Below are 26789 nucleotides of genomic sequence, written 5' to 3'. Positions count from 1 at the left end.
CGACGCAGCGATGATCCTGGCCTTGTTGGCCCTGCTCGCAGGCATGGTCCTGCTGGTCTGGGCCGGCGACCGCTTCGTGGCCGGCGCCTCGCGCCTCGCCACCGCCCTGCGCATGCGGCCCGCGGTGATCGGGGCCGTGGTGCTGGGCTTCGGTACCTCGGCACCGGAGATGGTCGTGTCCTCGGTGGCTTCGATCAACGGGAATCCAGCCCTCGGCGTAGGCAACATCGTGGGTTCGAATGTGGCCAACTTGAGCCTGGGTCTGGGCGTGGCAGCGCTGCTGATGTCGATCCCGTTCTCCGACATCGCGCTGCGCCGTGACGTCCCCTGGTCGGTCGCCACTGCAGCCATCTTCGCCCTGCTGGTTGTCGACGGCCACCTCAGCCGGCTCGAAGGCGGGCTGCTGGCGGTACTGCTGGCGCTCACGCTGGTGTGGGTCATCCGCACGTCGCGTGACGATGACCGCCTGCCTGATTCCGGCGGCACCCCGGGCTCGCTGGCCCGCGACGCCGGGGCTGCTTGGCGGAATCTGGCGCGGGCCGTCCTAGGCCTGTTCGGGGTGATCGTCGGTGCTCAGCTCGCTGTGGAAGGGGCCACGGCGCTAGCCGAGCGCTGGGGGCTGAGCGGCGGCTTCATCGGCTTCTCAGTGGTGGCGGTGGGAACCTCGCTGCCAGAGCTCGCGACCGTGGTGGCCGCAGCCCGCAAGGGTCACACCGAGCTGATCGTGGGCAACCTGTTCGGCTCCAACGTCTTCAACAGCCTCGCCGTGGGCGGCGCCATGGGCCTCGTCGGCGCGGGAGCTATCGAGGACCCGTCGCTGACCGGGCTGGGCATCGGAGCGATGATGGCCGTGGTCGTGCTGGCCTACCTCGGCGCCCTGATCGGCAAGAAGGCGAGCCGCATCGACGGCGTGGTCCTGCTCGGCATCTACATCGCCGCGATGATCCTGCTCGGCACCCGCTGAATCGCCCTAGCCCTGATTATTCACAGGAATTGCGTTGGTCGCTTTTTCGGTGTGATGGGTGCTGGTTTTGGCGGTGTGAGGCGACGGGGCCGTTGGTGTACGTCGGGGCGGCTGGCGGGGCTGGTGTGGCTGTGGGGGCGTGTTGAGGCTGGCCCGCTGGAGGCGGGAGGGCACCGGTCGCGGGGTGCGGGGGGTGCTGTGTCAGCGGGGGTGGGCGCCGACGAAGAAGGCCCCTTTGCCGCCGGAATCGTCGCCTGGGACATAGGGCGATGGCCCCGTTCACGCTGCGCCCAGATAACGATGCGGGCCAGCGTGTGCTGGTACGCCATGCTAGGGGCGATGGTTGAGCCGCCGCCGGGAGTCTTGCGTCGATGAGCGGGGCGACGAGCGTCGTGCGCGGGGCTTGCCATCACGACTGCCCCGACACCTGCGCCTGGGAGGTGACGGTCCGCGACGGAGTTGCAGTGCATCTGCGAGGCGATCCGGCCCAGCCGTTCACCGATGGCCAGCTCTGCCCCAAGGTGAACCCGTTCTTGGACCGGGTGTACCACCCGGATCGGCTGCTGCGGCCGCTCCGGCGCATCGGCCCCAAGGGCGAGGGCCGATTCGAGGCGATCAGCTGGGAGACAGCGATCTCGGAGATCGCCGATCGAGTGAGCGCAGCCATCTCGCGGCACGGCGGCGAGACGGTGCTGCCGTACTCGCTCGACGGCACACAGGGATTGGTGCAGAAGGGCGTGCTGGCGGACCGGTTCTTCGCTGCGCTGGGAGCCACGCGGCTGAACCGTCACCTGTGCGGCGTCACTGCTTGGCACGGGGCCGCCGATGTGCTGGGGCTGCCGCTCGGCGCAGACCCCACCGAGATCGCCGATGCCCGCACCGTGATTCTGTGGGGCACCAACACGCTGCTGACCAACCGCCACCTGTGGCCCTATGTCGAGACGGCCCGGACCAACGGGGCGACGGTCATCGTGGTCGACCCTGTCGCCACCATGACTGCCCAGCGAGCCGACTGGCACATCCAGGCTCGCCCGGGCACCGATGTCGCCTTGGTGCTCGGGTTGATCGGCATATTGGAGCGCGACGGGCTGATTGACCTCGAGCGCCTCGCCGAGACCGCAGTGGGCTGGCCGGAACTGCGAACCGAGGCCCAAGCGCTGAGCCTGGACGAGGTCGTCGGCATCACGGGGATCGGCGCTTCGGACATCGTCGAGCTTGCGCACCGCATCGCGCACTCGGGACCGGTGACGATCCGGGCGCTCATCGGCATGGAGCACCGCGAGCACGGCCGGGACATCCACCGGGCCGTGGCGGCACTGGCGGTCGTCTCCGGGGCGGGCTACATGCGTTCCACCCAGGCGTACTTCGACCTGGCGCTCGCCGATCTGGCACCCCTGCACAGAACCGAGCGCGTCGTCAACATGGCAGCCCTCGGCGAGGTGCTCACCGACACCGCTCTTGAACCCCCGGTCACGGTGCTGGTCAACTACGGCTGCAACCCGGCGGCGGTCACGCCGGATCAGAACCGGGTGCTGGCCGGCTTGGAGCGCGACGATCTCTTCACCGTGGTGATCGAGCAGTTCATGACCGACACCGCTCGCTATGCCGACATCGTGCTGCCGACGACCACCCAGATCGAGCACCTCGACCTGATGAATGCGTGGGGGCACCTGTATGTCTCGCTGAACCTGCCCGCCATCGAACCCGTGGGCGAGTGCCTTCCCAACACCGAGATCTTCCGGCGCCTCGCGAGCGCCTTGGAGTTGGACGCGCCGGGCTTGGGCGACAGCGACTCCCAGATGGTGCGCGATCTGCTCGCCAGCGGCCACCCATGGCTGGACGGCGTCGACTGCGAACGCTTGGAGCATGAGGGATGGGCGCGCCTCGCCGTTCCGGCGGGATGGTCCGCGATGAGCAGTCGAGAGGTGCCCTTGGCACCACCCTCGGACGCTGAAGGCGGCGGGGCGCCGCCGGTGCGACGACTCGGTCCGCTGCTGCTCGGGAGGCTGCGCTATCGACCGGCCGCCGAATCGCCCGACGGCGATGCGGCACAGGCGCAGCGCTTCCCGCTGACGCTGATGTCGCTGAAGCAGCACCAGCGCTTCCTCAACAGCCACTACGGCGGCTTTGAGCACCACCTGCCGGATCCGCCGCTGGCCCGGCTCGAGATCTCCGGTGCCGATGCCGCAGAGCGCGGCATAGCGGAGGGTGACAGCGTGCGGGTCTTCAACGACCGGGGCGAGCTGACCACCGACGCTGAGATCTCCGATCGCCTGCAGCCGGGACTGGTGGCGATCCCGTTCGGCTGGTGGGCGAACAGCGCCGAAGCTCGCACGGTGAATGTGCTCACCAATGCGGCCGTCGGCGGAAGTGATCCGCTGATCGGCTCGCCAGCGTTTCATGACACGCTCGTCGAGGTAGAACGCGTGGCGGATTCTGCGGCACCAGCGAGGCAGCGGGCTGCTCGGCCCAAGCGGCAGGCACAGGTGCCGCCCTCGGGGCGGGCATCGGACGGTTCGCCGCCATAACCTGCGCAGGCGATGAACGTCGCGGAACTTCTGGAACGGGCACCCAGCGACGAGGCCGTGGTGCTCATCGACCGCTCAGCCTCGCCCACAGATCGCGTCACCGCCGCACAGCTGCGCGACCGTGCTCTGCGCTTCGGGGCCGGCCTCGCCCGGCGCAACCTGCCGGCTTTCACGCGGGTCGGGCTGCTCGCCGCCAACTGCGGGCAGTACTACAGCGTCATGTTCGGCGTGCCTGCCGCCGGCATGGTGTTCGTCCCGCTCAACACCCGACTGCCGGCGGACACCCAGAGCTACATCTTGAGCGACGCCGACGTGCAGTTGGTCTTCTCCGATGCCGAGCACGCTCACCTGGTGCCCGAAGGCATCGACCGCATCGTGATCGGCACCGACGAGTGGGACGAGGTCCACGCAGGTGGGCCGTTGAGTTCGGTCGTCGCCGTGGACGAAGACGACACCGCCGTGCAGATCTACACCTCCGGTTCCACCGGGCGGCCCAAGGGTGTGCTGCTCACTCACCGCAACATCACCTTCACTGTGTTGGAGTACGGCGCGGCGCTGCCGGGCGAGGTGATGCTGGTCTCGGCGCCGCTGTATCACAAGAACGCCTCGATGTCCTCCAAGCTGGCGCTGGCCAGCGGTGGCACGGTGGTGCTGCTGCCACGCTTCACCGCCTCCGACTACATCGATGCCATCGCCGCCCACCGCGTCACGATGTGCTCGGGCGTGCCCACCATGTTCGCCTTGGTCACTGCGGAGATCGCGGCCCGCCGTGATGCCGGTGAGCCGATCCCCGATGTGTCCTCGGTGCAGCGTGCTCTCATCGGTTCCGCGCCGCTCACCGAGGCACTCTTCGATGACGTGCAGCGGCTGTTCCCCCAAGCCGTGGTGTCCAACGGTTACGGCACCACCGAGGCCGTGCTCGAATTCGGCCCCCATCCCGAAGGCAAGCCGAGGCCCAAGATCTCCGTCGGCCACCAGCACCCCAAGGTGGAGTTGCGTCTGGTAGACCCCGTCACCGGCGAAGACTCCGATGCCGGAGAACTCTGGGTGCGCTCGCCCGGCGTCATGACCGGCTACCACAACCTGCCCGACGTCAACGCCGAGCGTCTCACTGACGGCTGGTACCACACCGGCGACCTCATGACCCGTGACGCCGACGGCTGGTACTGCTTCGTGGGCCGCGTCGACGACATGTTCGTGTGCGCCGGCGAGAACATCTACCCCGACGCCGTCGAGCAGATGCTCGAGAAGCACCCCGGGATGCACCAGGCAGTCGTGGTGCCGGTGCCCGATGAGCTCAAGGGTCAGCTGCCGTCTGCCTTCGTGCGTGTCGAGCCTGGGCACACGCTGACGGTCGACGAGGTGAAGCAGTACGCGCTGGCCAACGGGCCCGCATACGCGCACCCCCGTCATGTGTGGTTCGTGGACGAGATCCCGCTGGCGTCGACGGCGAAGATCGACCGCAGCGGTCTCGTGACACGCGCCGCAGAGCTGGTGAAGGCAGCGCCGGTCTGAGCAGCAAGCACTGCCCCCGCAGACACAGCTTCGGCACACGTAACGACAGGCACGGATCAACGGCCGACTTCGCTATGGCAGACCACCGATGACGGATGAAGACACGACTGCTGGTACGGCACCCGACACGGTGCCTGGGCCGACGCTGACCCACAGGGTCCTGGACATCGCCAACGAGGTCCGGCAGGACTGGGGAACCAAGCGCATCGCCGGTCTGTCAGCCGAGATCGCGTTCTTTGCCCTGCTGGGGCTGTTCCCCGCCATCATCGTGTTCGCCGCCTTGCTCGGCTCGCTCGACGTGCTGATCGGGCGCAGCGCCGCTGCCGATACCGAGGCATGGTTGCTCGAGCAGATCAGCAACACGTTCGGCGATCAGAACACGCTCGACGCCACCGTGGCCGATCTGTTCGACCGCTCCGATGCTCGCGTCGTCACCGTCGGCATCGCCGTCGCTGCCTATGCTGCGTCGAGAGGTTTCGTCGCCGTCGTGCGCGCACTGAACGTCTGCCGCGGGCACCAAGGAACTCGCAGCTGGCTGTCGACCCGGTTGGTGGGATTTGCCCTGACGTTCTTCACCCTGATAGTCGCCGTCGCAGTGGCAGCCATGGTGGTGGTGGGTCCGCTGTTCGGCGGCGGCACCGAACTCGCTGACCGGCTCGGCGCTGGGCCGATGTTCAGCACGGCGTGGGACTGGCTGCGCTGGCCGGTCGTCGTCATTGCCGTGGTCGCCTGGGCGGCGACCGTGTACCGGGTCGCACCGCTCCACAAGCTGCGTTGGCGGCGTGAAGTTCCCGGCGCACTGCTGGCGACCGTGTGGTGGCTGGTCGTATCGGGAGGGTTCGGTGCGTACCTGCAGCTCGCCTCCAACGATGTCAACGCCGTCTTCGGCCTGCTCGGCGGCGCCCTCAGCCTGCTCTTGTGGCTCTACCTGCTGGCGATGGGCCTCCTTGTCGGCGCCGAATTGAACGGCCTGTTGGACCGCCACCGCCCACCCCGAAGCTCCTCAGCTGACTGATCCGCCCTGATTCGCACTGGATGCGGCAGGCGCCTCCGAGAATCGACTTCTTCAGCAGCCTGTTCGGGGGCCGTACCGGGCCGCAGATGCCTGCGGCCGCGGCTGCGGGTGCCTCTCCCTGTTGGCTTGTCACCTCGATTGGGAGGCAGCTATGTCACCGATGCATGAGGAGCAGTGCTCGGGTCCGGTTTTGCCGCCGGGTCGGGTTCGAGGATCGCTCCCGAGGGGGTTCAAGGCTGACGCGGTGGCGTTGGTGCTCGACGAAGGCCGCACGATTGCGTCGGTGGCTCAGGCGCTGGGGATCGGCGAGCCGAACCTGGGCAACTGGGTGCGTCAGGCTCGTGCGGACCGCTGCGAGCGGGAAGGACTCACGACCGGCGGGAGGGCCGAGCCGGCGCGGCTGCGGCGGGAGAACGCGCGGCTTCGGACGGAGCGTGATCTGCTCAAACGAGCGACGGCCTTGTGGGTGAACGAGTCGGGGCAGTGACCCGTTGCGGGTGGGTGGCTGCCCGCAGGGCCGAGGGGTTCCCGACGGCATTGTGCTGCCGCGCGGCGAAGGTGAGCCGCCAGGCGTTCTATGGGCGGCAGGCCCGCCGAGCCGGTGGGCCGAGCGGGCGTGAGGCCGCCGAGGCGTTCTTCTCCAGCCCCAAACGAGAACTGGCGCATCGGCACCGCTACCCCGACCGGGCCACCGCACACCGGTCGATCCTCGAACGGCTCGCCCGCTACAACACCCACCGGCACCACACCAGCCTCGACGACCAAACCCCCGACGAACACCAAGCCCACTACCGTCAACCCGCGGGCAGCCAGCCCGCCCTATCCACCTGTGTTGCGTCTGACTTCGCGCGACAGATTTTGAGTTTTTTCAAGCAGCATCGGTCAGGGTTGGCGGTCTCAGTGCAGGAGGCTGCCGATGACCGCTCCGCCGGCCCCCAACAACCCCGACCACGGCCAGCCGAGCCGACAAACCCAGCCCCGCACGCCAACAACACAACCAAAAAACCCCGGCCAGCCATTCCCACGAACAATCAGGGCTAATCCAATCTGGGCCTGGACGTTCAACCTCCCTGCAATGGCTTCGTAGGCAATCGCCCGACCTGCGCGTCGAACTGTTCGCGCTCGGCGCATGGGCCGGTCAGCGGCGTAGCCAGCGGCCAAGCCCTCTCGTAGCTGGCCCCGTGTAAGCGCCTTTGGGTCACGCTTCGGTCGCGCTCAGGCTCCCGTGCCGGCCAAGAACTGCCGCACAACCGCTACGGCTTCATTGCGCAAGCGAGCCTTGTGCTCGAGATCGTCCCGGTCTGCCAAAAAGTTCGCATAGGCGACCGGAGCATCGTTGTCCGGCAACGCGAACCGCTCCCGCAGTAGCTCAAGCGCGTCGGCGACCGATTTCTCGGAGCGCACGGGGCTCTGGGCATCAGCTTCACCCGCGGCCGTCGGCCCGCCGTCGAAGTTCTTCAATGTGTAGACGAGGTTGTAGGAATCCTTGTTGTGATGGCGCTGCTGGAACGCCAGCAGTTTGAGCACGGTGAAGATCAACACGCCAGCGACGCGAAGCGCCACAGTCGAGAGTCCGCCTCCGTCGAGGCGTTCCGCTGTCACAGACACCTCGACATAGTCCTGCGAAGTCAAGCCAGCGCCAGGTGCATTGAAGGCGGCGAAGTTCGAGCCGGTTCCTTGCTTCGGACGGTAGATGGCTCCCGGACGTACTTGATCGGTTTCGCAGATGAACTCAACATCCACCTTGATGCCATCGACGCGACGTTGCCACTGGTAGCTGTGATCGCCGCGAGCGAAACCGGAACGCTCGAGATTCCGGCAGAGAGTGGCGTAAGTCTCGCCGGAGTCGTCGACGGCGAGCGTGATGACCAGGTCCATGTCGGTGGTCCCGACGTGGGGGCTGGCCACCAGAGGAGCTGATCCGACGAGGTAACGGGGCGCGAGCCCTCCGACCAGCACGACTCTGTCACCCCAGGGTCCGATGTCGCCGAGCAGCGTCACCAGCACCCGTTCGCAGCGTTCCGTGGCGGCGGTGTCGTATTCGCTGCTGTGCTCTGGTGCCATCAGAAGCCGATTGCTTCGCGTCGCAGATGATCTGCCTGCTCTGATCCTCGTTGAGGATCTCGTCTCGCATCGATGTACAGACGACACACATTGGCGAGCCAGACGCCATCTCTTCGAGTCCGGTACGCCAAGGGAACGTCGTCGCGTTCTTGCTGAAGCACGACGTTAGGTCCTGACGTGACTTGGTCAGCTCCGATTTCTTCGCGCACAGCTGCCGGGTCAGCAATCCCCTCGAACCACACTTCGACGACGGGGATGCTGGTGAGGATCGGAGCGACGCGCGCGATCGCCGCAGCGCCTGTCAGGGCGTAGGTGACGCCAGCGGACTCGAGATTGCGACACACCGTCGCAGTCACGTCGTCAGTGGCGGAGGCCAGAATGAACGCGGGGTATCGCCGGCTGCGGTCACGGTGTTCCTCGGCCCAGAGGTCAAACAGGGCGGAAGGCTCGACGAGACGTCGTCGTTTGGACGGTCCGGCACCTTGGGATGCCACGATCTCCAAGTCGCCAAGGCGCTGCAGCACTCGATGCGCGAGTGCCGGGGAGACGCCCGCATGCTCTGCCAGATCGGCGACATGCCACGACCTTTCGGTATCGAGAAGCATTGCCTGCGCAACGAGACTGCTTTTGCCCGACAGAGTCGCACGAGTCTTGGTGCGTGGTTGCCGCGCTGCGCCTTCGACTCGCACTAGCAGCCCTGGCAGCTCCAGGCAGATATTGCCGAGCCCATCGATCGTCCCGATGCCCTCCGCAGCAAGTGCCTCGCGTGCGCCGTCGGTCATTTCTCGCGCAATGACGACAACCGGCATCGAAGTGCCGCGCGCGTGGTGGATGATCTGGTGCACGTTGGCGGCGTTGACTCGGGTCTTGACCTCGATCGCGATCGGGGTCTGCGTTCCCGCACCACGGATGACAGCATCGGCACCGCGAGCTTCGACTCGATGCGTTTGGACCTCGAGTCCTGGGATGTCGCGCAAGATCCGAAGTACTTCGGCTTCAAGCTCCAATCCTATATTTATGCCTATACCTTTATTTACAGACATCGTAAATAATATATCAATTGTAAATTACCGGCGCGCCGCACAACACCAGCTGGACAGACTCGACGGCCCGAGCTCGCGCTGCCGTCGCCGACGCTCTGGCCGATCTCGACGTCAGCGTCAACACCAAGCCGATGCGCCCCGCGCTGCTCTCACGCCTCATTCGCGCGGCAGGAGGATCGGGCCTCTGCGGTGCTGCCGCCCGAAAGCGTCACCCTGCGCTCAACACCTCCTGATCGACCTTGGCAAGAGCGTGGGACCATACAGCCCGTGGCGGTCCCAAGATTCGCCCAGCAAAGCCGGGGTGATTCAATCAGCAGCAACGCACGCGTAAGGTCAACAGCCACAGGGATCCTCCCGAATCGGAAGCTTTGACACCTCCGATTCTGGAGGATCCCTCCCTACACCACCAGCACCCTCACCGACCTACTCCACGCGCAAACGCGAAGAGCCGGAATATTCCCCCTCCAAGATTCCACGTATCTGCTAAGACACCTGATGTCGGAGACGCTCAACAAAGGGAGGGGGAATATTCCCCCTCCAAGCACCACGGCGATGCCCTGAGATGCTGGTGCCGTCACAGAGCGTCGCTCAACAAAGGGAGGGGGAATATTCCCCCTCCAAGGATCACGCCCTCGCCATGCTCCACAGGACGTACGTCGCTCAACAAAGGGAGGGGGAATATTCCCCCTCCAAGGGGTCAGAGTATTCTTCTATCGGGTCTCCGTTCTTTGGTCGCTCAACAAAGGGAGGGGGAATATTCCCCCTCCAAGCGCCGCAGGATGTCCGACACCGCCTCGGCGGCGTCGAACGCTCAACAAAGGGAGGGGGAATATTCCCCCTCCAAGCCGCACCCGTTGCGGTACCAGCCTTGGGGCGCACCGTCGCTCAACAAAGGGAGGGGGAATATTCCCCCTCCAAGTGGGGTGTCTGGGCGGACTTGGAAGATGACTGGGACGCTCAACAAAGGGAGGGGGAATATTCCCCCTCCAAGCATACGGGTCGCCGGCGGGGCCGATCGGGAAGCCGGACGCTCAACAAAGGGAGGGGGAATATTCCCCCTCCAAGCATACGGGTCGCCGGCGGGGCCGATCGGGAAGCCGGACGCTCAACAAAGGGAGGGGGAATATTCCCCCTCCAAGGCGAACCGGTCGGCCCCGCGCTGGGTGATCGACAGCTGCGCTCAACAAAGGGAGGGGGAATATTCCCCCTCCAAGCGCCCGGTGCATTCGAGCGTTGCAGACCATCTCGGATCCGCTCAACAAAGGGAGGGGGAATATTCCCCCTCCAAGTTCTCGCCAGCACCTGCCAGCTGAACGCGTCGAAGCGCTCAACAAAGGGAGGGGGAATATTCCCCCTCCAAGTTGCATTTCATTTGACAGCTTCCGCTCGTTGCGCTCTACGCTCAACAAAGGGAGGGGGAATATTCCCCCTCCAAGTGCTGAGCCGCTGGTGTGGTGCGAGACCGTTTCGCGCGCTCAACAAAGGGAGGGGGAATATTCCCCCTCCAAGGTGTAAGGGCTTGCTACTACGGCAGCCATTTTGATCGCTCAACAAAGGGAGGGGGAATATTCCCCCTCCAAGGCGTGTAAGGGCTTGCTACTACGGCAGCCATTTTCACCGCTCAACAAAGGGAGGGGGAATATTCCCCCTCCAAGGTCGTCGATGAGGCGCTCGATGTCGTCGTCGTCGACGCTCAACAAAGGGAGGGGGAATATTCCCCCTCCAAGCTGTAGAGTGCGCGCCGGGGTCAGCGTGGACTTGGAGCGCTCAACAAAGGGAGGGGGAATATTCCCCCTCCAAGGACGCGTCAGTCACCCTGGCGGACGCCAGAGATCAGGCCGCTCAACAAAGGGAGGGGGAATATTCCCCCTCCAAGATTCCACGCGCTGGTGTCCTGCTCGCAGAGCACCAGCGCTCAACAAAGGGAGGGGGAATATTCCCCCTCCAAGGACGGCCGCCGGCTGGGTCCCAGCCGGCGGCTCCCCACGCTCAACAAAGGGAGGGGGAATATTCCCCCTCCAAGGCGATCCACGCGTCTGGCAGCGCGAGCACGATCTGCCGCTCAACAAAGGGAGGGGGAATATTCCCCCTCCAAGGTCCGATGCGCGGGTTGCGCCCGGTGGACCAGCCTGCGCTCAACAAAGGGAGGGGGAATATTCCCCCTCCAAGGGCGTCGGCGGAATGCGGCAGACCCCACGCGGGGGGCGCTCAACAAAGGGAGGGGGAATATTCCCCCTCCAAGCGCGTCCGACCGGAACACCCGGCTCGCGCGGCGGCCCGCTCAACAAAGGGAGGGGGAATATTCCCCCTCCAAGCGCGTCCGACCGGAACACCCGGCTCGCGCGGCGGCCCGCTCAACAAAGGGAGGGGGAATATTCCCCCTCCAAGGCGCCCGCAGAGACGGTCTCGGGTGGGCGAGGGCCCAGCGCTCAACAAAGGGAGGGGGAATATTCCCCCTCCAAGTCGTGTCCCTCGCGGGGCTCGTGCGCCGAGCCCCGCACGCTCAACAAAGGGAGGGGGAATATTCCCCCTCCAAGGTCGCGGCCTGGAAGCCGCCGGCCTCGGCGCGGCGGCGCGCTCAACAAAGGGAGGGGGAATATTCCCCCTCCAAGATCTGCGAGGCGAGCGGGATTTCCAGGTCTTCGCTCGCTCAACAAAGGGAGGGGGAATATTCCCCCTCCAAGGGATCGGGTCGAGCGTCCATGCCCAGCCGGCATCGTCGCTCAACAAAGGGAGGGGGAATATTCCCCCTCCAAGGTCTCCGTTGTTGGTGCAAGAGTTCCGGATGATTCTGCGCCGCTCAACAAAGGGAGGGGGAATATTCCCCCTCCAAGAACTAAAGAGGTGCTGTCGGGCACGTCGTCCAACCGCTCAACAAAGGGAGGGGGAATATTCCCCCTCCAAGCACTTTGCCGGCAGCGACGTGAAACCCGGAGATCGTCGCTCAACAAAGGGAGGGGGAATATTCCCCCTCCAAGGAGATCGCGCCGTTCATGACCGGCACGGTGGCGTCCGCTCAACAAAGGGAGGGGGAATATTCCCCCTCCAAGCTCTTCGATCGGGACCAGGACGGCGGCCTGATGCCGGACGCTCAACAAAGGGAGGGGGAATATTCCCCCTCCAAGTTGAGCACCTCGCGATCAGCGTTCACCTCATCCACCGCTCAACAAAGGGAGGGGGAATATTCCCCCTCCAAGTCGCTCGGCCTCTGAGAGGGCAGAGTAGGCGCCGAGCGCTCAACAAAGGGAGGGGGAATATTCCCCCTCCAAGGTCGAGGTCCTCCCCCAAACCGGCCCCCATCTCCTCCGCTCAACAAAGGGAGGGGGAATATTCCCCCTCCAAGATCTCCGATCTGCCGGCCACGTGGCCGGCACCTGCAGTCGCTCAACAAAGGGAGGGGGAATATTCCCCCTCCAAGGCCCGACACCACGCATGATGAGGGGGTCTGGCTGGGTGTCGCTCAACAAAGGGAGGGGGAATATTCCCCCTCCAAGTCGGCCGCCTGCTGGGTCCCAGCAGGCGGCTCCCCACGCTCAACAAAGGGAGGGGGAATATTCCCCCTCCAAGGTGGGCGCCGAGGGGTGACCTGATGAGCGGCATGACGTCCGCTCAACAAAGGGAGGGGGAATATTCCCCCTCCAAGGCGTCATGGCCGAGCTCGAATGGCGCCGCATTCCGCGCTCAACAAAGGGAGGGGGAATATTCCCCCTCCAAGAACCAGTTCGGCATGCTGCGATTATGTCATCCCGCGCTCAACAAAGGGAGGGGGAATATTCCCCCTCCAAGAAGCACGCTGCTGCCTGGCAAGACCGCAGCTTCCCGTCGCTCAACAAAGGGAGGGGGAATATTCCCCCTCCAAGCGGGTCGCCGCTGACGTCAGCAGCGTGCGACCCGACCGCTCAACAAAGGGAGGGGGAATATTCCCCCTCCAAGGTCTGACCGGGTCTACGCGTGCGTGTCGTCGGGCTGCGCTCAACAAAGGGAGGGGGAATATTCCCCCTCCAAGGGGGAGTGCGCAGGCGACAATGCTGAGCGCCCGGAGCGCTCAACAAAGGGAGGGGGAATATTCCCCCTCCAAGGACGGGTGCACCGAGGCGTGCAAGCGGAGCGATAGCGCTCAACAAAGGGAGGGGGAATATTCCCCCTCCAAGCAGCGCGGAACGTCGGCTGCGACGCGAACTGCCCGGCGCTCAACAAAGGGAGGGGGAATATTCCCCCTCCAAGGCCGGGTCGCCGCTGACGTCAGCAGCGTGCGACCCGACCGCTCAACAAAGGGAGGGGGAATATTCCCCCTCCAAGGACGGCCGCCGGCTGGGTCCCAGCCGGCGGCTCCCCACGCTCAACAAAGGGAGGGGGAATATTCCCCCTCCAAGATCCTCTCCGCCGACGTCGACACCTACTGCCCGAACGCTCAACAAAGGGAGGGGGAATATTCCCCCTCCAAGGCGCTTCGAACGCAGCCATGTCCATTCGGACATTGCTCGCTCAACAAAGGGAGGGGGAATATTCCCCCTCCAAGATCGGCTGTCAGATGCTCTTGAGCACCGGGGACTGTCGCTCAACAAAGGGAGGGGGAATATTCCCCCTCCAAGTTCCACGTGTCCGAGACGCCCTCGCACACCAGCGCCCGCGCTCAACAAAGGGAGGGGGAATATTCCCCCTCCAAGGGCCTTGACGCCGACATCACATCTTGCGAGTCGGAGCGCTCAACAAAGGGAGGGGGAATATTCCCCCTCCAAGGTCCTGGACCAGCAACGCCGTGGTCGTGGTCCACTGCGCTCAACAAAGGGAGGGGGAATATTCCCCCTCCAAGCGGGCCCACGCTTCGGCTGTCTGCCCGGCGTGAACGCGCTCAACAAAGGGAGGGGGAATATTCCCCCTCCAAGCTGGTCAGCGTGCTGCGCGCAGAATCCGCACCGGCGCGCTCAACAAAGGGAGGGGGAATATTCCCCCTCCAAGCCCAGCATCCGCACGGGTAGACGGGGCCGAGGGGGGGCGCTCAACAAAGGGAGGGGGAATATTCCCCCTCCAAGCTCGGACGGATAGTCGACGGACTCGACGAACAGATTCCGCGCTCAACAAAGGGAGGGGGAATATTCCCCCTCCAAGAGGCTCTGCCCAGCGGACAGCGAACGTGCCTGACGGCGCTCAACAAAGGGAGGGGGAATATTCCCCCTCCAAGCACATCCGCATCGACAACATCAACGGCATCCACGGCGCTCAACAAAGGGAGGGGGAATATTCCCCCTCCAAGAACCCGGCACCAAGAAAGGCCAAGAATGGCCGCACCGCTCAACAAAGGGAGGGGGAATATTCCCCCTCCAAGGGCGACCACGACGAGGCGCCGCCGCCGCTGAGCGACGCCCGCTCAACAAAGGGAGGGGGAATATTCCCCCTCCAAGGTCGGTGTTTTCGTCGGCGACGCGGCATGCCAGCGCCGCTCAACAAAGGGAGGGGGAATATTCCCCCTCCAAGTCGTGTAGAGCGACGGCCGTCGTGCTTGCCGGCGACGCTCAACAAAGGGAGGGGGAATATTCCCCCTCCAAGGACTGTATGCAGGAGGTGGGTGTCCGCCACAGATGAGCCGCTCAACAAAGGGAGGGGGAATATTCCCCCTCCAAGGACGGCCGCCGGCTGGGTCCCAGCCGGCGGCTCCCCACGCTCAACAAAGGGAGGGGGAATATTCCCCCTCCAAGTTGCACCCGGACTGGCGCCCCCGGCGCCGCGAACTCCGCTCAACAAAGGGAGGGGGAATATTCCCCCTCCAAGGCCCCGGCAACCGAGGCGTGGACTGCGGCGCTTTCGACCGCTCAACAAAGGGAGGGGGAATATTCCCCCTCCAAGTCGCAACGGTCGGACCGCGGCGAGGCTGCGTGATGACCGCTCAACAAAGGGAGGGGGAATATTCCCCCTCCAAGGCGCATTCTCCCACAGTCCGATCGCGTCGGGTCCGACGCGCTCAACAAAGGGAGGGGGAATATTCCCCCTCCAAGTGGGCCGAGCTCTTCATTTCCTTCTCCGCCCCACAACGCTCAACAAAGGGAGGGGGAATATTCCCCCTCCAAGGTGGTGACGCTCGCTATGGGCGTGCTGATCCTGGTGCGACGCTCAACAAAGGGAGGGGGAATATTCCCCCTCCAAGTCCTCCGGTGCCGGTGCTGGCGCTGTTCGACTTCGGCGCTCAACAAAGGGAGGGGGAATATTCCCCCTCCAAGGTGTCGGATTTGTCGGACGTCGGACACAGTGGGGGACGCTCAACAAAGGGAGGGGGAATATTCCCCCTCCAAGTGGACTCAATCACCGCCGACGACCTCTGCCTCAACGCTCAACAAAGGGAGGGGGAATATTCCCCCTCCAAGGACCGACATCGAGCCGGTCTTGATCGCTCGGACCTGCGCTCAACAAAGGGAGGGGGAATATTCCCCCTCCAAGATGATCTTGTACTCGCCGTCAAAGGCGTCAGGCGCCGCTCAACAAAGGGAGGGGGAATATTCCCCCTCCAAGGTTGCCAAGCCGACCGAGCCCTGCCGACGAGACCGATCGCTCAACAAAGGGAGGGGGAATATTCCCCCTCCAAGCGCAGGTCCGCAGCCGGTGATTGCGGCTGCGGACCGTCGCTCAACAAAGGGAGGGGGAATATTCCCCCTCCAAGATGACGAGGCTCGGAACCTTCGTCGCCGGTGATCTCCGCTCAACAAAGGGAGGGGGAATATTCCCCCTCCAAGCCCTCTGGCCACGGAGCGTGACCAACAGGATGGTTCGTGGTCTAGAACTGCCACGTAGCGCGCGAAATGCGCTTCTTCAGGGTCCGGCTGGAGCGTTTGTTGTCAAAGAGCACCGTGGGTTCGCACGGGAGTCACAGGATCCAAGGATTGCCTGTCTCGTAGTCGAGTTCAACGCCAAGGATCGTCTTGGCATCGTTGATCGAACCGCGAAATCGGTAGAGGGTGATCGTGTCGCGGTTCCAGTCGATGGTGTCTTCGAGCTCGGCGCGAAGCTTCGCCAATGACGCAGGTGTGACGCGGCACTCGAATACCGAGTACTGGACGCGGGTGCCGTACGCGGCACAAAGATCTGCCACCTTCTTAAGTCGCCTTGCGTCCGATTTCTTGTCGGTTGCGATGTCGTAGGTCACGAGAACGTCCATGGCTAGGAGAGCACGAAGGGCGAGTACGTCAGCAGATCGCCCCGCAGATGTCTCGCAAGCAGCGTCGCTTGGACCGTCGGCAATGCCCAGCGCTCGATCGGTCTTTCAAGAGCGGCGTGCCGGAAGGCGTGCTCGCGGTGTTCTTCCCAGCGTTCCAGCAGACGCGCACGGCCGCCGTTGTTGAAGTAGACGGCGCCTCCGGGAACCCGTTCGAAATCGCTGGGGCCGAGCTGGCGCCGGCGGACCAGCGTGACGACGAATCGGTCGCACACGGGACGCAGTTCTTCTGCCAAGTCGAGCGCCAGCGACGGACGGCCCGAACGGGCCCGGTGAAGGTAGCCCACCTGATAGTCGAGGCCGACAGCGTCGAGTCCGCCGATGAGTTCGGTAGTGAGCAGCCCGTAACAGAAGCTCATCGCAGCATTCACCGGGTCACGCGGCGGGCGTCGGCTGCGGGCTGTGAAGCTCAGCGGGCTCTCCGACAGTGCCTGGCCGATGCAAGTGAAGTACAGCCGAGCCGCGTCGCCCTCGATGCCCCGGAGATGATCCCCGTCCCGCGCAGCACCGATCCGGCCGAGGCGCTCGCGGATCTGATGCGATCTGTTCCGGAGCGACTCGGCAAGAATGCCGTCTGCGTCGCGAGACCAGCGATCCACGACCGTGCACGAGTTTCGGATTTTCGCAGCGACAAAGCAGCGGGCGAGTGTGAGGGATCGCTGCTCGTCGGCAGCAGCAGCGTGCTGGGCGCTTCGCAGGTGGACGTTGCCGCCCATCGGGCCGCTGCACGCGAATCGCAGCGCGCCGTTGCGCTTGAGCGACGCGACACGCACGCCACGCGCCGCGCAGCTCGCGAGCGCATCCGAGGTGATCTGCGCACGGCCGAGCAGCAGCACGCTGTCGACTCCTTCCAAGGGAATGCGGGTGGTGCCGGAATCGCGTGCAACGGTCAGCGATCCCTTGCGCACGCCCACCTTGGCCCGGTGATCGGTCACGTACACCGTGCTGAGGACCTTCACAGCAACAGCGCTTCCGACGTGAGTCTCGCAATCCGCGTCGCGGTGGCCGTCACGGACGGCAGACAATGAGGCTCAAGCTGGCACTCCCCACAACGAGCGTCATTGGGCGCCGCAGGCAGCTCACCCGAACGCAGCTGCCCGCGGATCGACTCCACCGTGTTGACCACATCGGCCCGAAGCTCACGGTCGAGAAGCACCTGTGCCCGCCTGCGCGGCCCGCCGTACCAGACGTATGCGACAGGAATCTCGACGCGCATCATCTCCTCGAGACACATTGCCTGAGCGCACACCTGCAGATCGGCGGCCTTGCCATGACGAACACCGGACTTGTGTTCGACTGGGTAGACGGCACCGTCGTCGAACTCGACAGTGTCCGCCCGACCCGACAGCCCCAGCGCCTCGCTCCACAACGGGATCGATCGCAGCGTCAGCACGCCTCGCTCGCGGCGATGCTGGCCGCTGTCCACCCGCCGATGCGCGTGCGAGCCGCGGACCGTATGGGCGTTGTCCATCCACACGCCGTCACCATGAATGAGCGCGCACTGCCGCTCGCAATACACGAAATGCTCGAGCGCCGAGATCAACACGACGGGCTCGGTCATCACAGCGCTTCGGACCCGATGCCGCGAGTCGGATCGTTACCTTGCCACCTGTACTCGACAGACCGCCACCCAGCATGCACTCCCAAGCGACGCCAGGTGCCACGGTTCAGAGGACTCCAAGCGTCCAGCAAAGCGTCGATCCCGTTCCTCCCCAGCGAATAGCTCCACGCCGGCCACATCAGGCGATGGCGCCGTCCGTCATCGCTGTCCAAGAACCAGAGACGCTGTCGTGCAGCGAGATATGCACTCCGGCTCTGGGCCGTTCGACGCGTTCCCGCTCCGCGAATCGGCAACAGTGACAAGCCGAAGAATGCGAGCACTTCAAGCACGGGGTCCACGCTCTTGTCGGAGTCGTCGGCGAGAGTCGTGACACGTGAGATGTCAAACCCCAAACCATTGGCGTTGACCCTGCGCGCGCCGCCTTCGAGGGTCGCCGTGATCTGTACGAATGGCTCGTCGACAAATCCGAACACGCGCGTCAACCTGCGATGGATGGGACCGACCGGGCCGGGTGCTGGCGGCGCGAATCGGGATCTCGCAGCCAGGACAACACCCGGTTGCGTCTCGTCGACGTGAAGGTCGGTGTAGGTGGACGAGATCGACCACGAGTCGTCGTGACCGCGGAATCGCTCCGCCCGTTCCCGAAAGGAACGCAGCGGCAGGTTCGGAACGATGTCTTCGCATCCGGGCAGCTGCTCGGCAATCGGCATCTCGGCGATCCGTTCGGGACTAGGCCACGCTGACGTCAATGCGTGCACCGGGTCTCTGCCGTCGCTCGTGGTGAGAAGCGCTTGCGGTGCGGGTCCGTCCGTCCACGACAAGCGCATCTCCGGAACGAGCACGGTGGTGCCGACAGCCGCGAGCCACGCATTCAGCCAGGAGGCCGGTAGACCGGGGCATTCGAGCTCTGACATCAGCGGACGTCTCCGCCTGCGGAAACCATGTGGTCGGCTTGGCGGACGACGGCTTCGAGCAAAGCCAGCCCCCAAGCGCCGTAATGCAGATTCAGACGAGCGAAGCGCTCCGGCTGCTCCCAGTCCGCGACCGACAGATCAGCACAAGCCGTGACTGTGACGCCACCGATCTCGGACCGGACAGGAGACAACGTGCCGTCAGATACCGGCATGATGAATGGCCGGCCCCTGCCGTGGTGGCTGACGACGAGGTGAATCAGCAGTTCGTCGAATTGCTCGTCGCGAGCTGGTTCCTGGCATTGCAGCCAGTTCTGCACGAGACGTGCCGACAGCTCCTCGTGGCGGGCTCCACGAGGCCAGCCCGCTGCTGCACGTGCTTCAGCCCAACGTGACCGGCTCAGACGCGACTTCGCTAGCGCTGGCCTCGACGGTTCGCCGTCACTGAGCCACCGCTGGAACCGCTCATCGGCTTTGCCGACATCGTGCAGGTCAGCAGCGCGTCCCACCGCCGAAGCCACAGCCGCGCCGACTCCGAGTGCCGCCGCCACCTGACGAGCTCGCTCCCCTACTGCCAGCCCATGCAGATCAAGCTCGACAGCTGCACGGTCACCAGCGAGCGATACCTCATCGAACTCGTCATAGAGCGCCGGGAGGCTTGTATCGCGTAGTACAAGTCGGCTGACTTCGCTTGCGACGTCGACCGGCGTTGTATCCAGACGGTCGAGATAGCCGTGCCACTCATCCTCGCCGCAGAGCAGAGGCGAACACGCCCTCAAGGCTTCAACGAGGCCCTCGGCGGCCTCGGCTCGCTCATCGTCATCCGGTTCCTCAGCGTCTCCTTGGAGCACTCGTCGCACTTCGTGCGCAACGTCGACGCCGCAGTAGCGGCGGAGAGCCGTTGCGTCGAGCGGCAGGCCCGACACCGCCAACGAGACATCAGCGACGATCCCGTCGGATTCCGGCGACCAGCCGAACTCGTCGAGCAGGCCTCGATCGGTCGGCAGCACGACGATGTCCCCAGGCCTCAGGCGCAACGCTGTTGTCGCTTCGACCGTGACGCCGTCGCTGCCGAGCCTGATGAGTTCATCGTCTTCGAGTTCGTCTCGCAGCTCGCGGAGCGGGATGTCGACCGTCTCGGTGTCTCGTGGGCGCGGCCACAGCCTGTCGCCGCTGGGGGGCACATGGCAGCGCCACATAACAGAAGCTGAGCGGTCCGGATCGGCGATGCCTGAGAAGTACGGCTCTACGGGCGCCTCGCCGGGGGGCGGTGTCGTGGTCTTGGTCCACTCCCAGAGCAGGGCCGGCAGGAGCTCGGGTGCGCGGCCGGGATCATCGTTGGGTGCACCGAGAAGATCACGGACAAGCTGCGGTGAGACGTCGATGTCGCCATCGAGGCCCTGTGCCCGTTCAAGTCGTTCCAGCACAGTCTCGGGCTCGCGTCCATAGATGGGCCACCCATCGAAATCCGCGCCCTTGCGTGGCGGTGCGGGCAGGTGCACATAGATGGCCCGCGAACCCGAGTGGCGGCCCAGCCGGTTGAGTCGGCCCAATCGCTGGATAAGAGCTCGGATTCCGCACTGCTCGGTCACTAGGAACTCGAAGTCGACGTCGGCGCCGACTTCCAGCGTCTGAGTCGCGACGACAACGAGCGGTTTCTCGCGATTCTGGTCATGCCCTGACGGCGCGCCCTGCTCGGGGTCGACGACGCGGGCACGGACTGCCTCTGCGTCGCATTCGCGAGAGCGGCCAGTTAGGAGCAGTGCATCGAGACCGAGACGGTCTTGCTGTGATTTGATGCGCATGAACACTTGCCTGGCGTCCGCCGGCGTGTTCGCGAACACGACGCACGATGTCGCTCGGCCCGCGTCGCGCAGCAGTCCGAGGGTGGCGTCGGCCAGCTCTTCGGCGCGGCGGCCCTTGTTCCTCTTGCGGACTTCGAGTCGCTTGTTTGCGCTGAGGCGTTGCTGCACGACATCGTGCGAGCGGTCTTCGTCGTCGAGCTCGAAGCGATCCGCGTCGACATCGCCGGTCGCCGTCAGAGATACGACCTGGGGCCAAGAGCGATCACCGGGGAGCACGGGTGCGTCTGCAGGGCCGCACTCCCGCAAGGCCGGCACGAGACGCATCAGGTGGGTCGCGAGATGCGCCTCGTCGACCAGCACAAGGCTGTCTGTGCCCGCAAGGGCTGCATCAATCGGCCGCATCGAACGCGACGAGCCGTATCCGCGAAACAGCAGCCGAGAGCCGAACATCGGCACGGTCGACAGGATGATCGAAGGCTGCGCGGGGTCGCGGGGACGGCCGAGCGCCACACCACCACGGAGCTTCTCGACCTGCAACGGTTCGCCCGTGCCGTCAGCCGTCAAGTGCTGAAGCCTCAGTGCGACGCTTCCGATGGCGGAGCGATCGCCCTGGACTCGGCCGGCAGCCGATTCGCGCAGAAGCTCAGCGATTCGATCCGCATGTTCCGCTGTCGTGTCCACCAGCAGTCTGCGATTGACGACCCACCAGATACGCGTGGGAGCTCGACGTTCCTGCGGGTTTCGTTCGGCTTCCGCTGCGAGCCACCAGACAGCTACGTCCAAGCACGAGGTCTTGCCGAGCCCTGTCGGGATGCCGATCTCTGCGGGCCATCGCCCGTCCGCAAGCACCTGCTCGGCCAACCTGGCCTGCCACGGAAAGGGCTGCCTTCCGTCATTGACGGCTGCATAGAAGTCGCCGAAATCGGGGATCGCGGGCAGCGGACTTCCTACCGACATAGGGCTGCCGTGGTCATCCGCGGTCCCGGCTAGGCATGGGCAGTGCCGAGCGGTCGCCGACGGGCAGGCACAGTCCGAGTCCGCGCTGGCGGCCCGAACCGATCACCACCGGCCCAGCTGCGGGTTTGTCAAACAGCAGCTCTACGTGCGAATACGGACGCTGAGGCTTGCCGGGGCGGTGCACTTCGGTGGGCGCTAGCGATGCGCCGCCCTTCAGCAACGGCGACCGTGACGAGCGGAACGACACGGGCTGCGGAAGGCCCGCGTGCCGGCACCAGCGGCCGATTTCTTCGAGCGTTGGCGGCACATGCCGCTCGTGAATGGCGGGAAACGCCGTCACCCAGCGGCGCGACGGGCGAGTCCAGCGGTCGGGCCTTGCAGCGAGGGGGCGGCGCTGGCCGTCCCATGCTTCTGCGGAGACGTTGACCCCTTGACCGACGAGACGGCGTATCGAATGCACAGCTTCCCGCGCCGCCGTACCGATCGATTCGTCGCATTCAGGAGGCAACCAGAGCGCGACTGCGTGAATGCGCCCTCGCGCGTGCGCATGTCCGACGTCGGGCAGCGAGAGGTACCTGGCCAAGTCATAGCCGGTCCCCTCGAAACCATGTCCGTGCAGCGCGCCTGGGGGCTCCGCTTCATGAAGATCTTGGAATCGCAGCAGCACAGCCGCCTTGAACGTCGCAGCGACCACCGCCACTCGCCGTCCCGAGACTGCTGGCCGCAGGATCAAGGCGGCGACAATGCGGCCGTGCGCGGCGGCACCTTCGTCGGCCGAGGGTGATCGATACCGGGCCTTGGTCACGAGAGCCGGGAACTGGCTACGGCCAACGGATGTGCCGTGCTCAGTCCATGTTGCGAAAGCAGCGTCGAGCATCTGGACGCGCCCCGGCACCGGCACTCCGATTACGACGTCGCCTGCCTCATCGGGAACAAAGACCTCGGCACGGGACGCCGCTTCATCGGACGGCCGCTCGAAGCGGACCCGCACGGGAGAATCTGCACAACCCAAGTAGCCGACCCGCGCCGCACGTACCTGCAATGCGCTCAATTGTCGCTCATCGACTTCGACGGGCCAGCGGTACTGGACTGTGGGCACACGAGGCGAAACGCGTACTCCCGGTCGCACCAATGCGGCCGTGCGGGCGACGTATTCCTGCTGTTGACTCTTCACGGGGCCGCCCCGCTGCTGAACAACGAAGCGGTCATTGAGCTGTTGATGGTGCGCCTCGGCCGAAGCCTCAATCGACGGGCAGGGCGCGGTCTCAAGCACCCCGAGCTCGGAACCATCGGTGTGCCGGCATCGGTCACCCGTGCCGTCAGCGGCTACCAAGGCGTCGAACAACCGTGACGGTGCAGGGGGCCATTCGCCGTGCGAGAGCCTTCCGGTGTGCGCCGTGCCATCGGGATCGGCGCGGAATGTGCCGTGCAGGAATTCGACTGTCGCCGTCAGCATCAGTCGTCCAGCTTCGGCCAAGTGTTGCCAATCGCCCGTTGCAACGGCGAATTGGGCTGCAACCTCAACGGCTCGCTGTCCCAGCCATCAAGCGGCACCGCAGCCTGCCGCGCCGACTCCTTCGCAGCACTTACAAGCTGCCGGGTGCTTTCGGCATCACCGAGTTCGATCTTCTCGTCTCCGCTCGCGCTGAGCCAAGTCACGGAAACCGATTCAGGCCGCAGCTCTGCGCCAGATCGCAGGGCGAAACCACGACCGAAGGCCATCGCGTGAGCATGCAGACCCATCGCAACAACCAACGCCCGCGCCGCGTCATCAGCCTTTGGCGACCCATCGCCGACTGCCACGCGTCTGAGCTGCGCGAACGAGAGTGACGCACGCTGGGTGACGCGCCGGAACGAGACACCGGCCGGTGCCGCGTCGTTGTCGTTCATGAACGGAACCTGTCCATGACCGAGCTCTGACAGCTTCTTCTTCTCCTGGCCCTTCTCTGCCTTCTCACCAAGACTCCAGCCGGCCTGATCATCCGGATCAAAGATCGCGCTTTCGTCAATGCTGAGATTGAGCGGATCGCCCTTCAGACCGAGCGTTGCTGTTGTCTCGCGAGCAGCCGGCTGCCAGCCGATGATCTCCGAGACCCATGAGCGGGCGTGCTTGGTCTGGGGGCGCTTCTTGCCGAGGTGTGATTGCCAGAAGCCATACAGGAGCGCTTGCGGGAACCATGCGACAAGTGCTCCTGCAGTCCACGGGGTAGCGGCGAAGATTGCTTGTCCGATGCTCGACTTGCCGAACGGCTGACCATCGAGCAACGCGTCGCGCAGATAGGCATCGGCGTTTCGATGCGGGAACTGAAAGCTCGACAACTCTCGCGGCAGATGCTCCGGCATCCAATCCATGCCGGAGAGGTCCAGGACGATCTCGGGGAAACCGCTCCGCTTCCTCTCCCGACGAAGCTGCTCCTCGAGGCGGTTGGCCTGCGACGGCACATTGTCGATGACAATCACGTCCTGCGGAACGGCGTCATCAGGAGACGCCCAACGGCGGTCACGCTGGTAGCGGCCCCCCTCGTACACCGCCGGCTTGACCGGCGCGCCTGGGCCAGCCGTAGGCAACAGTTCGGTCTCAATCAGCAAGCCGTCATCAAACGATTCATCCGAACAGCCCTGCAAGAGTCGATCTACATCCAGCAATTTGCTCATTCCCCTACCCCTCTTTTGGTATCGACACACATCTGCGTTGGCTCTTGGAACCTACAGAGGGACTGTGACACGCTCGCGGATGCCTCAGGCTGGCGGCAGCTGCCGAAGCGAGCCGCATTCGCCACCCGTGCCGCGGCCGTATGCGAGGCGGCTGACGACGCAGCCGAACTCGGCTGTGCCAGCGGAGGTTGACTCGCCACCTTGCAGAGCGCGTCGCGACAGAAAATACATGGAAACTTCGGACGCGTTCGGGCTCCCGGGCGAGACCGGCGGAACAGTCGGGCGTGTCGAGGTGGGGGTGCTCGTCTTTGAGGCACCCGAAGAGGGACTCGATCCAGGCTTGGTCGGTGGGCGTGGATGGGCGGCCGCAGTGCTGGACGGTCGAGCAGGCGGCCATGAAGCGGGCGGTGTCGCCCCATTCGCCGAAGAGCTTCACGATCTCGTCGCGTTCGCGTCCCAGCAGCCCATGGACCGGCCGTCCTCCGGGGCGGGCGTCATCGAGCTGTCCCGCGTCAACCGTCAGCGGCAACGACGGCCTCGCCCCTCATCACCCGTGGCGCCGCCGACGTGGTCGACGCGCATCTCTACGTGGTGGCGGAGCGAATCGGCCACGAATAGATGCGCGCATCGCGGGCAGTGCACCTACGCTCGCCGCATGAACGAGAGCGCACTCGACGAATTCGGCAGGTACGGAGACGTGTCGGTGAAGCTGGGCGACGACCATGTGGCCGTCGTGGAGATTCACCGGCCGCCGCACAACTTCTTCGACCTTGAGATGATCGACGGACTGGTGGCCGCGTTCGGCGATCTCGACGAGGAGGACGGCTGCCGGGTCAGCGTGCTGTGCTCGGAAGGGAAAAACTTCTGCGCCGGCGCCCAGTTCGGCAACGACGGCCGCCGAGGCGGCGAGATCACTGCGGCCAACGCCGACGGCAGCCCCCGACATCTCTACGACGCTGCCTTCGACCTGTTCTCGGGGCGCAAGCCGGTGGTCGGGGCCATCCAGGGTGCGGCCGTGGGCGGCGGCCTCGGCGTGGCCTGCTTCCCGGACTTTCGCATCGCTGCCCCCGAGGCTCGCTTCACCGCCAATTTCGCCCGGTTGGGCTTCCATCACGGCTTCGGGCTGACGGTCACGCTCCCCCTTCTCGTCGGCAACCAGCAAGCCCTGGACCTGCTCTACACGGGCCGGCGCGTCAAAGGCGATGAAGCCGTCGAGATCGGCTTGGCCGACAGGCTGGTACCGCTCGACGAGCTGCGTCAGGCGGCCTACGACTTCGCCTGCGAGATCGCGGGCTCGGCCCCGCTGGCCGTCGAGTCCATCCGGCACACGATGCGCGGCCGCCTTGCCGATGCCATCAAGGTCGCCACCGACAACGAGAAGGCCGAGCAGGACCGGCTGCGCACCACCAACGACTGGCACGAGGGCGTCAACGCCGTGAACGAGCGCCGCGCGCCCAGCTTCACCCGCAGCTGATGCCGAGAACCGCCGACACCCTGACGAGCGCTCGCGGCGCTGCGTACTGCGGGATCCGCACCGCAGGGTTGCCGTCACTCCCCTTGGCCCGCCCTCGGCGGATGTCTGACCCTGCTTCGGGGGCGACGCAGTGATGCAGAGAGATTCGCAGAAGGGACTGCTGTGACCAGCGGCATCAAACCACCGACGACCTACGGCGAGGTGATGTTCCTCGAGCAGCACGGCCCCGATACTTACATCGGCGTCAGCCCCGAGTACATGTGGGGCCGGATCTACGGCGGGCAAGTCATCGCCCAGGGCCTATGGGCAGCGTTCCAAACGATCGAAGAGAAGTTCGTGCCCCACTCGGTTCACGCCTACTTCATCCGGGGCGGCACGCTGGACGAACCAGTGCGCTACGAGGTGGACCGTCTCCGCAACGGCCGCTCGTTCTGCACGCGCGCCGTCGTGGCCCGCCAGAGCGGCGGCGCGATCCTGAACCTCTCCTGCTCGTTCCACGTCGAGGAGCAGGACGCCGAGGTGCAGACGGCGCGGATCCCGTTGGCGCCCAATCCAGAAGACTGCCGCAACGTCGACGAGGAACATTGGCCGTGGATCATGGAGCGCCGTCCGCTGCCGAGCCACCCGGGCGCCGGCCAGTCAATGGGCTGGGTGCGCATCGTCGGCCCGATCGACGACGATCCCCGGCTGCACATCTGCGGGTTGGCGTTCACCTCCGATGCCATTCAGTTCAACGCTGCACGCTCGCTGCACCCGCTGCAGGTGCCCCGCGAGCGCTACCAAAAGACGTTCATGGGCGCGTCGCTGGACCATGCAATGTGGTTCCACCGCCCGATGCGGGCCGACCAGTGGCACCTGTACCAGTTCGACTGCCACGGACTCACGAGCGCCCGGGGCATGACAGTGGGCAACCTGTTCGCCCCCGACGGCAGCCACGTCGCGACGATTGCCCAAGAAGTGTTGCTGCGAGAGCGCCGCCCCCAAGGCTGAGAGAGTCTCAGGGCAACAGCCTCGTCGCGCTCACGGCACGGTCGAGAATCGGCGCGTACATCGCCACTCATGCGGCGGAGCATCCGTTGAGCGACCCCCGCGA

General features: G+C 65.2%; 17 protein-coding genes and 1 CRISPR repeat array. Of the genes, 8 read left to right on the top strand and 9 right to left on the bottom strand.

All coding sequences use genetic code 11. The annotated features are described in order from the left end of the window. Positions 1 to 10: 10 nt before the first annotated feature. The 6 genes from ACOGXQ_RS18855 (at position 11) to ACOGXQ_RS18830 (ending at position 7063) form a co-directional block, all read left to right on the top strand. Positions 11 to 964 carry a calcium/sodium antiporter gene (locus ACOGXQ_RS18855; protein WP_419945142.1) on the top strand — a complete coding sequence of 318 codons (954 nt, stop codon included), beginning with the start codon at positions 11 to 13 and terminating at the stop codon, positions 962 to 964. Between the two features lie 371 nt (positions 965 to 1335). Then, entirely contained in the window at positions 1336 to 3492 is a 2157-nt protein-coding gene (locus ACOGXQ_RS18850) for a molybdopterin-containing oxidoreductase family protein (protein WP_419945141.1), read from the top strand. A gap of 12 nt (positions 3493 to 3504) precedes the next feature. Then, on the top strand, positions 3505 to 5007 hold the full coding sequence (locus ACOGXQ_RS18845) for a class I adenylate-forming enzyme family protein (RefSeq protein WP_419945140.1): 1503 nt from the start codon (positions 3505 to 3507) through the stop codon (positions 5005 to 5007). Between the two features lie 88 nt (positions 5008 to 5095). Next, on the top strand, positions 5096 to 6022 hold the full coding sequence (locus tag ACOGXQ_RS18840; protein ID WP_419945139.1) for a YihY/virulence factor BrkB family protein: 927 nt from the start codon (positions 5096 to 5098) through the stop codon (positions 6020 to 6022). A 244-nt stretch (positions 6023 to 6266) separates the two neighbouring features. Continuing rightward, positions 6267 to 6509: a transposase gene (locus ACOGXQ_RS18835; protein ID WP_419945138.1), complete on the top strand. Its 243-nt coding sequence runs from the start codon at positions 6267 to 6269 to the stop codon at positions 6507 to 6509. 71 nt (positions 6510 to 6580) lie between these two features. Continuing rightward, positions 6581 to 7063 (top strand): integrase core domain-containing protein, encoded by a 483-nt coding sequence (locus tag ACOGXQ_RS18830; protein WP_419945137.1) that lies wholly within the window; start codon positions 6581 to 6583, stop codon positions 7061 to 7063. Between the two features lie 174 nt (positions 7064 to 7237). Here the strand turns inward: ACOGXQ_RS18830 and ACOGXQ_RS18825 are convergent, their stop codons facing one another. The 9 genes from ACOGXQ_RS18825 to cas7u all read right to left on the bottom strand — a co-directional run bounded on the left by ACOGXQ_RS18825 (position 7238) and on the right by cas7u (position 24222). Next, the gene (locus ACOGXQ_RS18825; RefSeq protein WP_419945136.1) at positions 7238 to 8086 is read right to left on the bottom strand and encodes a hypothetical protein; all 849 of its coding nucleotides are present in this window, start codon (positions 8084 to 8086) and stop codon (positions 7238 to 7240) included. Next, the gene (locus ACOGXQ_RS18820) at positions 8086 to 9063 is read right to left on the bottom strand and encodes a hypothetical protein (protein WP_419945135.1); all 978 of its coding nucleotides are present in this window, start codon (positions 9061 to 9063) and stop codon (positions 8086 to 8088) included. The genes ACOGXQ_RS18825 and ACOGXQ_RS18820 overlap by 1 nt, the downstream gene beginning before the upstream one ends. A gap of 571 nt (positions 9064 to 9634) precedes the next feature. Continuing rightward, a CRISPR array of direct repeats spans positions 9635 to 15854; the repeat unit is 37 nt; unit sequence CGCTCAACAAAGGGAGGGGGAATATTCCCCCTCCAAG. A gap of 131 nt (positions 15855 to 15985) precedes the next feature. Then, positions 15986 to 16276, bottom strand: a complete 291-nt coding sequence (gene cas2 / locus ACOGXQ_RS18815; RefSeq protein WP_419945134.1) for a CRISPR-associated endonuclease Cas2 — start codon at positions 16274 to 16276, stop codon at positions 15986 to 15988. A 2-nt stretch (positions 16277 to 16278) separates the two neighbouring features. Beyond that, entirely contained in the window at positions 16279 to 17292 is a 1014-nt protein-coding gene (gene cas1, locus ACOGXQ_RS18810; protein ID WP_419945133.1) for a CRISPR-associated endonuclease Cas1, read from the bottom strand. Beyond that, the gene (gene cas4 / locus ACOGXQ_RS18805; RefSeq protein ID WP_419945132.1) at positions 17289 to 17894 is read right to left on the bottom strand and encodes a CRISPR-associated protein Cas4; all 606 of its coding nucleotides are present in this window, start codon (positions 17892 to 17894) and stop codon (positions 17289 to 17291) included. The genes cas1 and cas4 overlap by 4 nt, the downstream gene beginning before the upstream one ends. Then, positions 17894 to 18808, bottom strand: a complete 915-nt coding sequence (locus ACOGXQ_RS18800) for a hypothetical protein (RefSeq protein ID WP_419945131.1) — start codon at positions 18806 to 18808, stop codon at positions 17894 to 17896. The genes cas4 and ACOGXQ_RS18800 overlap by 1 nt, the downstream gene beginning before the upstream one ends. After that, positions 18808 to 21567 (bottom strand): type I-U CRISPR-associated helicase/endonuclease Cas3, encoded by a 2760-nt coding sequence (cas3u, locus tag ACOGXQ_RS18795; protein WP_419945130.1) that lies wholly within the window; start codon positions 21565 to 21567, stop codon positions 18808 to 18810. The genes ACOGXQ_RS18800 and cas3u overlap by 1 nt, the downstream gene beginning before the upstream one ends. Positions 21568 to 21580: 13 nt before the next feature. Further along, a complete protein-coding gene (gene csb2 / locus ACOGXQ_RS18790) occupies positions 21581 to 23023 on the bottom strand; it encodes a type I-U CRISPR-associated protein Csb2 (RefSeq protein WP_419945129.1) in 1443 nt (480 codons plus the stop codon). Then, positions 23023 to 24222, bottom strand: coding sequence for a type I-U CRISPR-associated RAMP protein Csb1/Cas7u (gene cas7u, locus ACOGXQ_RS18785; RefSeq protein ID WP_419945128.1), 1200 nt, complete (start codon positions 24220 to 24222; stop codon positions 23023 to 23025). The genes csb2 and cas7u overlap by 1 nt, the downstream gene beginning before the upstream one ends. Positions 24223 to 24451: 229 nt before the next feature. On the opposite strand from cas7u, the gene ACOGXQ_RS18780 reads away from it, so the two are divergent. Both ACOGXQ_RS18780 and ACOGXQ_RS18775 read left to right on the top strand, forming a co-directional pair. Next, positions 24452 to 25696, top strand: a complete 1245-nt coding sequence (locus ACOGXQ_RS18780; protein ID WP_419945127.1) for an enoyl-CoA hydratase/isomerase family protein — start codon at positions 24452 to 24454, stop codon at positions 25694 to 25696. Between the two features lie 162 nt (positions 25697 to 25858). After that, positions 25859 to 26686 carry an acyl-CoA thioesterase gene (locus ACOGXQ_RS18775; protein WP_419945126.1) on the top strand — a complete coding sequence of 276 codons (828 nt, stop codon included), beginning with the start codon at positions 25859 to 25861 and terminating at the stop codon, positions 26684 to 26686. Positions 26687 to 26789: the final 103 nt, after the last annotated feature.

This window comes from Candidatus Poriferisodalis sp. (assembly GCF_965208485.1).
GTDB lineage: Bacteria > Actinomycetota > Acidimicrobiia > Acidimicrobiales > Poriferisodalaceae > Poriferisodalis.
Note: the sequence above shows the minus strand (reverse complement) of the source record. Positions and strands in the feature narration are given on the sequence as shown.

What these genes read in the sequence shown, in the direction of transcription:
- ACOGXQ_RS18780 (WP_419945127.1), top strand. Translation starts at nt 24,452, where the DNA reads ATGGAAACTTCGGACGCGTTCGGGCTCCCGGGCGAGACCGGCGGAACA.
- csb2 (WP_419945129.1), bottom strand. Translation starts at nt 23,023, where the DNA reads ATGCTGACGGCGACAGTCGAATTCCTGCACGGCACATTCCGCGCCGAT.
- ACOGXQ_RS18825 (WP_419945136.1), bottom strand. Translation starts at nt 8,086, where the DNA reads ATGGCACCAGAGCACAGCAGCGAATACGACACCGCCGCCACGGAACGC.
- cas2 (WP_419945134.1), bottom strand. Translation starts at nt 16,276, where the DNA reads ATGGACGTTCTCGTGACCTACGACATCGCAACCGACAAGAAATCGGAC.
- ACOGXQ_RS18840 (WP_419945139.1), top strand. Translation starts at nt 5,096, where the DNA reads ATGACGGATGAAGACACGACTGCTGGTACGGCACCCGACACGGTGCCT.
- ACOGXQ_RS18845 (WP_419945140.1), top strand. Translation starts at nt 3,505, where the DNA reads ATGAACGTCGCGGAACTTCTGGAACGGGCACCCAGCGACGAGGCCGTG.
- ACOGXQ_RS18850 (WP_419945141.1), top strand. Translation starts at nt 1,336, where the DNA reads ATGAGCGGGGCGACGAGCGTCGTGCGCGGGGCTTGCCATCACGACTGC.
- ACOGXQ_RS18855 (WP_419945142.1), top strand. Translation starts at nt 11, where the DNA reads ATGATCCTGGCCTTGTTGGCCCTGCTCGCAGGCATGGTCCTGCTGGTC.
- cas4 (WP_419945132.1), bottom strand. Translation starts at nt 17,894, where the DNA reads ATGACCGAGCCCGTCGTGTTGATCTCGGCGCTCGAGCATTTCGTGTAT.
- cas3u (WP_419945130.1), bottom strand. Translation starts at nt 21,567, where the DNA reads ATGTCGGTAGGAAGTCCGCTGCCCGCGATCCCCGATTTCGGCGACTTC.
- cas7u (WP_419945128.1), bottom strand. Translation starts at nt 24,222, where the DNA reads ATGAGCAAATTGCTGGATGTAGATCGACTCTTGCAGGGCTGTTCGGAT.
- ACOGXQ_RS18800 (WP_419945131.1), bottom strand. Translation starts at nt 18,808, where the DNA reads ATGTCAGAGCTCGAATGCCCCGGTCTACCGGCCTCCTGGCTGAATGCG.